Origin of the sequence: Vibrio sp. V03_P4A6T147, assembly GCF_002241085.1 — a bacterium.
In the GTDB taxonomy this organism is placed as follows: Bacteria; Pseudomonadota; Gammaproteobacteria; order Enterobacterales; family Vibrionaceae; genus Vibrio; species Vibrio anguillarum.
In genome coordinates this window covers 1-8,767 of record NZ_NDIO01000080.1, presented here as the reverse complement: position 1 = coordinate 8,767, position 8,767 = coordinate 1, and the positions used below count along the sequence as shown (strand labels likewise).

At 45.3% G+C, this 8,767-nt stretch carries 6 protein-coding genes and 1 pseudogene; 1 reads left to right on the top strand and 6 read right to left on the bottom strand.

What is annotated here, in order from left to right:
- The 5 genes and pseudogenes from B9J84_RS16075 to sixA form a co-directional block, all read right to left on the bottom strand.
- Window positions 1-106 (bottom strand): annotated as a pseudogene (locus B9J84_RS16075) (RNA polymerase sigma factor FliA); the annotation flags it as partial.
- Window positions 99-986 carry a MinD/ParA family protein gene (locus tag B9J84_RS02830; RefSeq protein WP_010318888.1) on the bottom strand — a complete coding sequence of 296 codons (888 nt, stop codon included), beginning with the start codon at window positions 984-986 and terminating at the stop codon, window positions 99-101. The pseudogene B9J84_RS16075 and the gene B9J84_RS02830, both read right to left, overlap by 8 nt.
- A gap of 13 nt (window positions 987-999) precedes the next feature.
- Window positions 1,000-2,487 carry a flagellar biosynthesis protein FlhF gene (gene flhF / locus B9J84_RS02825; RefSeq protein ID WP_017045235.1) on the bottom strand — a complete coding sequence of 496 codons (1,488 nt, stop codon included), beginning with the start codon at window positions 2,485-2,487 and terminating at the stop codon, window positions 1,000-1,002.
- A gap of 53 nt (window positions 2,488-2,540) precedes the next feature.
- Window positions 2,541-4,634, bottom strand: coding sequence for a flagellar biosynthesis protein FlhA (gene flhA, locus B9J84_RS02820; protein WP_013856364.1), 2,094 nt, complete (start codon window positions 4,632-4,634; stop codon window positions 2,541-2,543).
- A 181-nt stretch (window positions 4,635-4,815) separates the two neighbouring features.
- Window positions 4,816-5,280 carry a phosphohistidine phosphatase SixA gene (sixA, locus tag B9J84_RS02815; RefSeq protein ID WP_094123480.1) on the bottom strand — a complete coding sequence of 155 codons (465 nt, stop codon included), beginning with the start codon at window positions 5,278-5,280 and terminating at the stop codon, window positions 4,816-4,818.
- Between the two features lie 214 nt (window positions 5,281-5,494).
- Here sixA and B9J84_RS02810 point away from each other — a divergent pair, with 214 nt between their 5' ends.
- Window positions 5,495-8,272: an insulinase family protein gene (locus B9J84_RS02810; protein WP_094123479.1), complete on the top strand. Its 2,778-nt coding sequence runs from the start codon at window positions 5,495-5,497 to the stop codon at window positions 8,270-8,272.
- A gap of 26 nt (window positions 8,273-8,298) precedes the next feature.
- Here B9J84_RS02810 and B9J84_RS02805 read toward each other — a convergent pair.
- On the bottom strand, window positions 8,299-8,767 hold a 469-nt coding region (locus B9J84_RS02805), incomplete at its 5' end, for a VOC family protein (protein ID WP_094123478.1).

Here is an 8,767-nt window from a genome sequence, read left to right as displayed (position 1 = left end):
CTGCTAAATGGTGTGCAATACGCTTAACCAATACAGAGTATTTTTCTAAAAATGCTTGTTGGCTCTTTAGGTTTCCGTGTTGGTCATAAGTAAGCGCTTTATTCACCGAATGGTTCCCCTACACTTTCTGTTCTATTTAGCAAACGCTCGACAAAAAATTCCAGATGGCCTGTCGGCGTTCTTGGAATTGGCCACGTTAACGCTTTACTTGCCAACGAGCTGATTGCCAGTGCCGCAGGTGACCGTGGAAACGCATCGACCACTATTTTTTGTTTTTTTACTGCTTGTCGCACTTTATCATCCAAAGGTATGCAAGCAACAAGTTCAAGGCTCACATTTAGGAATCTTTCTGTCACTAAAGTTAATTTAGCAAATAATTCCCGTCCTTCACGATAACTTCTCACCATATTGGCCACAATTTTAAAACGTTGCACTTGGTGTTCACGACTTAAGAGCTTGATCAGCGCGTAAGCGTCGGTGATGGATGTCGGTTCGTCACATACCACGATCACTACATCTTGTGCGGCGCGACAGAAGCTCACGACCATATCAGAAATACCTGCGGCTGTATCGATGAGCAGAATATCCATCTCATCTTCTAAACTGCCAAAGGCGCGTATTAAACCAACATGTTGGGCGTGTGACAACTCTGTCATCGATTGTGTGCCCGAGGTCGCTGGAATTATTCGTATCCCAAAAGGCCCCTCGACGATGGCATCTTTGAGTTCACACTCGCCAGCCAGTACATGCCCTAAGTTTCGCTTCGGGCGTATGCCAAGCATCACATCCACGTTAGCTAAACCTAAGTCTGCATCCAACACCATGACTTTTTTGCCTTGACGAGCCATGCAGATCGCCATGCCGAGTGTCACGTGAGATTTACCCACACCACCTTTACCACCAGTCACAGATATGACTTTGGTCAGTGACGGTTGAGTTAAGCGGCGTAAACCGCTCGCTTGGTCATATATCATATTATTCGCCATATTTGTCCGCCGCCTAGAATCTCTCGGAGTCGCTGCTCCAATAGTGAGGTTCATTCTCTGTCGACTTCTCTAGCAATTCGTTTGCCTTTGCAACCATGTACTTCGGCTGGGCAATCACAATATCTTCTGGTACACGCTGACCATTCGCGATGTAAGCAACGGGCAGTGCGTTTTGAACCACGACACTCACAAATTCCCCTAAGCTCAATGACTCATCAAGCTTAGTCATAATGCACCCTGAAAGAGGGATCCTTCTAAAGTGCTCGATTGTTTCTTGTAATACTTTTCTTTGTGCCGTTGCAGGCAGAACAAGGTAACTGTGGATGATTTCGCCACTCTCTTGCATCAGGGTATCGAGCTGCTCTGATAACCGAACATCACGCTGCCCCATCCCCGCGGTATCAACTAAAATTAAACGCCGATTTCTTAGCTGATATATTACATCGGCTAACTCACTGGAATCTTTAGCAACTCTTACTGGACAACCCATGATTCGGCCATAAATAGAGAGCTGTTCATGAGCACCAATACGATAGGTATCTGTGGTGACTAGAGCAACGTTATCAGCGCCATACTCCATAGCAGCGCGAGCGGCTAGTTTAGCAATGGTGGTGGTTTTACCAACCCCTGTTGGGCCTAATAGCGCAACCACACCACCACGTTTCAGAATATCTTGTTTGGAAACAGGGACTTGATCAGCCACTAAGCCAAGCAGTGCCTTCCAAGCTTTAGTTGGAGCAGTATCTTCTGGGATATAGCACGCAAGCTGGTCAGCCAGTTCTTGTGAAACCCCCATGCGCTCAAGTCTTTTAATGAGCATGGCACGCAAAGGTTCTCGACGCTCAACTTCTTGCCACATTAATCCTGAAACTTGATGTTCTAACAGGCGGCGTATTGAGGTCATCTCTTCACGCATGTTTTCCAGCTCTGGGTTCGAAACACTCGCCTCTTGCGTTGGGTAACGATCATAACGCGACGGATCTAGCTTCGGCGTTTGACGGGTGGACGCTCTTCTATCCTCTGCAATTAACTTCGCTAATGGCGAATCGGCTCGTAACTCTGCATTACCGTGTCCTGAGTTGGTGTTAGATGAACCTGATTGACGTTGCAATAATGCAGAGAGCGAATCTTCATTTTCGGCGTGATAGTCCGAATCTGAGCCACTTGGTGCGCTGTACTGCTTTAACATATTTGCAAAACGTTTGGTCATTGAACGCCCAGTGTCTGCGCTGTTTTGCAGGCTGACTCGATCATCATCCAACTCACGAGAGGATTTGTTCAAAGACGGGGTGACTTGGGTGTAACCTTGTTGTCTAGGCTGCGAATTATAGCGCTTGGCACTGTTTTGCTGGGTGGGCTGTTCACCATCCACAGCGGCAACGATTTCCACACCACCCGCGACTTTTTTATTCGACATGATCACCGCTTCCGCACCAAGCTCTTCTTTCACTTGCAGCAGCGCTGTTCGCATATCTTTGGCAAAAAATCGTTTTATTTTCAAAGCAGATATCCGTGTTTAAATGGCTAAAGCCCGATTAGGTAACAGCAGTTTCGTTAGTTACCAACGGCTTGAACAATCCGAATTTGTTTCTCGTCAGGTATTTCTTGATAAGAGAGCACACGCAAATTAGGTATCGTGTTTTTCACAAACTTCGCCAAAGTTGAACGAAGTACACCAGACGTGAGTAACACGGCGGGCTCACCTTTCAATTCTTGTTCTTGCGTTGCATGGCTCAGTGCAGCTTGTAGACGCTCTGCTAAGCCTGGCTCAATACCTGCCGATTCTCCTCCTGACGCCTGCATGGTTTGATGCAATATTTGTTCCAGCTCAGGAATCAGTGTTATCACTGGTAGTTCAGGTTCTATACCATTGATTTCTTGGACGATTAAACGCTTCAATGAGATTCGAACGGCCGCCGTTAGGATGTCAGGTTCTTGACTCCGCCCAGAATACTCCGCCAAGGTTTGTATTATGGTTCGAATATCTCGGATTGGAATCGCTTCATTGAGTAGGTTTTGCAGTACCTTAACGACTGTACCCAACGGCAGTTGATCTGGAACGAAGTTTTCAACTAGCCTTGGCGCTGAGCGACCCAGCATTTCAATTAAGTTTTGAACCTCTTCATGACCAATCAGTTGCGAGGCGTTATTAGTGAGAAGCTGACTCAAATGAGTGGCGAGTACGGTCGATGAGTCCACAACTGTGTAACCGAGAGCTTGTGCGTGTTCACGTTGTTCTTCACGGATCCAAACCGCTTCAAGGCCGAATGCAGGGTCGAGTGTGCGTTCACCGTCAATAACACCATAGACTTGACCAGGGTTAATCGCCAGTTCTTGATCTGGGCGGATCTCCGCTTCGCCAACAGCTACCCCCATTAAGGTAATGCGGTAACTATTGGGTGTTAATTCTAAATTGTCACGAATATGCACTGCGGGGATAAGAAAGCCAAAGTCTTGCGACAGTTTTTTCCGAACACCTTTTACGCGTTCGAGCAGCTCTCCACCTTGATCTCGGTCCACAAGCGGTATCAATCGATAGCCCACTTCTAAGCCAATCACATCAACGGGTTGAACATCATCCCAAGAGAGCTCTTTTTGAGTGGGTGCTTCGTTGTCCACTTTTGCAGGCAGTTTCTTTTCATCGGCGGTTTTTTTCTGTTTGCGTATCATCCAATACGCGCAACCACCCGCTAACGCGGCTAGCAGTAAAAAAGCAAAGTGAGGCATACCCGGTACAATGCCCATGATGCCGAGAATACAAGCGGTAATCATCAATGCTTTAGGGTTGTCAAACAGTTGGAAGACGACTTGCTCTCCCATATCTTCATCGGTATTTTGACGGGTAACCATCATGGCAGCGCCAATCGAAAGCAGCAATGAGGGGATCTGAGCCACTAAGCCGTCACCAATGGTCAGCAGTGTGTAGATTTGGATCGCTTCTTTAAAACCCAACCCATATTGCGCCATACCAATCGATAAGCCGCCAATAATGTTGATGAACAAAATTAAGATCCCAGCAATCGCATCCCCTTTAACAAATTTTGACGCACCGTCCATTGAACCGTAGAAATCCGCTTCTTTGGTTACTTCAAAGCGTCTCAGCCGCGCTTGGTCTTGATCGATTAAACCCGCATTTAAGTCCGCATCTATGGCCATTTGCTTACCCGGCAAGGCATCTAGGGTAAAGCGAGCACTCACCTCAGAAATACGTCCCGCACCTTTGGTTACTACCATGAAGTTGATGATCATCAAGATCAAAAACACCACTAAACCGACGGCGTAGTTACCACCGATCACCACACTACCAAACGCTTCAATGACGTTACCAGCCGCCCCAGGGCCTTCATGACCATACAATAAAACCACACGGGTTGAAGCAACGTTCAAGGCTAGTCGAAGTAAGGTTGCAATAAGCAAAACCGTAGGAAAAGCAGCAAAATCAAGCGGTCTACGGGTATAGACAGTAACGAGTAACACCACCATCGATAAGGCAATGTTAAAAGTGAAAAACAGATCCAATAGGAAGGCTGGGATCGGTAAAACGACCATAGCCAACGTGGCCAATACCATAACCGGCGCACCGATTGCTGGCATACTTCGCTGCGGTATTGATGGCAATTTATCTGCAAATGGGAGAGTAAATTTCATAGGTTAGCAAGCAATCTGTTGATAAATATCTATAAATGCGACAATGCGTTAACTCGGCAATGCAATTTTTAGTCCAGTAAAACAGTCAAAATAATGGCTACATTGGTAAAGGCAATAACCCTTCACTTAACGTAGCCTAGTTATTCAAATTACGTGAACTTCTTTTACTTTGAATGGTGGTTTAAGGATTAATACTCCAGATCTGCTGTCCTTTGCGCAACTCTCTATCATATTCGATACCAATCAGACCGGATGTGGGGAACATTGGAGGGACTAAATCGGTAACAAATTCAGCCGCGAGATAGCCAACTAACGGTAAATGAGACACCAGCAGCACTGATTCGATTTGTTCTACATCGGCCAAGGCAGAGACATACTCAAATACCACTTCCGCTTTCCCATAAGGTGTGATGTCATCACAGATCACAACATCATCGGCATTAAAATAAGAGGCTATCGCAGCCCAAGTTTGCTGCGCCCGTAAGTAAGGGCTTACCAATACTTTATCAACATGGCGAAGATCTTGCTTTTCACAAGCACGAGCCACAGCAACAGACTCACGAAGACCTCTTTCGGTTAAGGCCCTTTGTGCATCACTCGCTGCATAATGTTCAGCTTCTCCGTGACGCATAATAAAAATCTTCATTACTCATTCCTAGTGGTTATTATCTATGCCGTCTAGGCGGCTTTCTTCTCGATTATATCAGGCAACCAAGCAAAGACTTCGACACTGTTAACAGTCTATTAAAAAGTCTCCTGAAGGACTAAAATGGCACTTCGCTCATAAAATCATTGCTTGAAATTTGCACCTAACCGTTTCAACGCCATAATTAAAAAAGCCTTTTCTGTGGAGAGTCACTGTGCATTTAAGCCCTAACGACACCAACCAATACCGCTACATTACGTTAACTAATGGTCTGAGAACATTACTTATTCAAGCGGATGATGCACAAAAGTCAGCCGCTGCTTTAGCGATTAATGTAGGGCATTTTGATGACCCTGAAGACAGAGAAGGTCTTGCCCACTATCTGGAACACATGCTGTTTTTAGGCACAGAAAAGTACCCGAAAATTGGTGAGTTTCAAAGTTTTATTAATCAACATGGTGGCAGCAATAATGCATGGACTGGTACAGAGCACACCTGTTTTTTCTTTGATGTAAGCCCAAATCATTTTGAAAAAGCCTTGGACCGATTCAGCCAATTCTTTTGTGCCCCCTTGTTTAATGAAGAAGCTCTGGATAAAGAACGCCAAGCGGTGGATTCTGAATTTAAACTCAAACAGAATGATGATTCGAGAAGGCTCTATCAGGTTCAAAAAGAAACCATTAATCCGCAACACCCGTTTGCTAAATTTTCAGTGGGTAATTTAGAAACGCTGTGTGATAGAAATGGTGTCTCTATCCGTGAAGAAATTGTCCGTTTTCACCATGAAAATTACTCGGCTGATTTGATGACGCTCTCGCTAGCGGGCCCACAGACACTTGATGAGTTAGAGCAGTGGGCAAGAGATGAATTTTCCTCCATCCCAAATAAACAGCTCGGCCCGAAAAAAATAGAGGTGCCTTTTGTTTTAGACGCGCACCGAGGCGTCTTGATTCAAATCGAGCCACGAAAAGAGATCCGCAAACTGATTTTAAGCTTCCCTGCCCCAAGCGCGGATGACTTTTATCATGTCAAACCTCTCTCTTATTTCGCCCATCTCATCGGTTACGAAGGTGAAGGCAGTTTAATGCTGGCATTAAAAGAGAAAGGTTGGATCACGTCCTTATCGGCTGGAGGCGGCGCGAGTGGCAGCAATTATCGTGAGTTTTCGATAAGTTTTAGCCTGACACATGAAGGCGTAAAACAGGTCGATAACATCATCCAGTCACTCTTTACTCAGATTAAATTAATCGCAGATCAGGGGCTAAACGAATGGCGTTACCTTGAGAAAAGAGCGGTGCTTGAATCGGCTTTTCGCTTTCAAGAAACGACAAGGCCATTAGACATGGTCAGCCATTTAGTGGTTAATATGCAGCACTATCAGCCGCAAGACACCATCTATGGCGATTACATGATGGCGGGCTACAACGAATCACTACTTAAGCAAGCACTTCATTATTTGACTCCTGAAAATCTACGCGCCACGTTAATTGCTAAAGATGGGTATTACGATAAGAAAGCGAAATGGTATTTTACACCTTATTCAATTACTCCATTATCGGCGTCACAACTTGCAGCATTCGCAACCCCTTGCGACATTGAAACAAACTTACCGCCACTCAATCCTTTTATCTGTTACGACTTAGACCCAAAACCGTTAGAGCCTTCAACGTCTTTACACCCGGAAATCATTGAAGAGTTACCAGGCTTTCGTTTATGGCATCTACAAGACCATGAATTTAGAGTGCCTAAAGGGGTAATTTACATCGCGATTGATAGCCCCATCTCGGTAGCCACTGCTCGAAATATTGTTAAAACACGTCTCTGTGTGGAAATGTTTTTAGACTCGCTGGCCACGGAAACTTATCAAGCAGAAATTGCTGGGATGAGTTACAACATGTACGCTCATCAAGGCGGCGTCACCCTGATGCTTTCTGGTTTTAGCGAAAAACAACCACAGTTAATGGAGATGATTCTCGCACGCTTTGCTAAACGTGATTTTAGCCTAAAACGCTTTAACACCATCAAGCAACAACTGCTTCGTAACTGGCAAAATACCACTAAAGATCGTCCAATTTCGCAGCTTTTCAATGCAATGACGGGTATTTTACAACCCAACAACCCTCCTTATGAAACGCTACTTGGTGCCTTAAAACAGATAGAAGTCGATGAGCTCAGTGATTTCGTTGAACAAATATTAGCGCAACTTCATGTTGAGATGTTTGTCTATGGCGACTGGTTAAGAAGTGATGCACAAGCGATGGCAGATACGCTTAAAAATGCATTACGAGTCAAAGATCAACAGTACGAGGAATCATTAAGACCACTCGTCATGCTCGGAGAGAGTGGGACTTTTCAAAAAGAGGTTCACTGCGATCAAGAAGATTCTGCTGTGGTGGTCTATTATCAGTGCAATGATGCCGCACCGCGCAGCATCGCCTTATATTCATTAGCTAATCACTTGATGTCCGCTACATTTTTTCATGAAATTCGCACTAAGCAGCAACTTGGTTATATGGTCGGAACGGGCAACATGCCATTAAACCGTCACCCAGGCATCGTACTCTACGTCCAGTCACCGAATGCTGCCCCTTATGAGCTGATTAGCGCTGTAGATGAATTTTTAAATGCTTTTTACATGGTGTTGCTGGAGCTCAACGAATACCAGTGGCACAGCAGTAAGCGCGGTTTATGGAATCAAATTTCAACGCCCGACCCCACCCTTCGCAGCCGTGCGCAAAGACTTTGGGTTGCTATCGGCAATAAAGATGCCGGCTTTGATCAAAGAGAGCAGGTTTTGAGTGAACTGAAATCACTCAGTCGCAGTGATATGATCCGCTTTGTGGTCAATGAGCTAAAACCAAGGACCGCCAATCGACTGATCATGCACAGCCAAGGAAACGCACATCAAACGGTTCAGAAACTCAGTTTAGGGCAAGAAATTGGCTCAATTGAAGCGTTCCAGCTTCGGCCTAAAAGCTATAACTTAGGATAACCGTACTTCATCGCCATCAGAGCAATTTATCTTTGCTCTGATTTTACGATCTCTTTTAAAGAGTGGGGATGCAGTTTAATACACACGCCTTGCCACTTAAATGCAACCGTCGGGTTATGTAATCGCTCTCCTTCCCCTTTTGGACTGGACAATTTAACTTGAACACCTTGAGTGTCTAATGTTGTCCAGCATTCTTCTAATCGTGGGTAAATCGACAGTATATCCTGCAAATAAGCTTGCGCGGTTTGTGCCTCAGATGGCACCACAAATTCCACATGCTCCCAGCTCTGCTCTGGATAAATTTTCCCCTCGGCAGGGTAAGGCAATTCCAAACATTCTATTGACCAACCATAAGCCGATAGCGGCACCGCAAATTCAATCACAATGATAGGACGGCCATTTATCTGAGCACTCGATATTTCTCGTCCTTCCTCCAGCCATGCCGCATGTGCTAATGACGCTAATTTACGATCATTAATGCGCAGTGCAATGTGG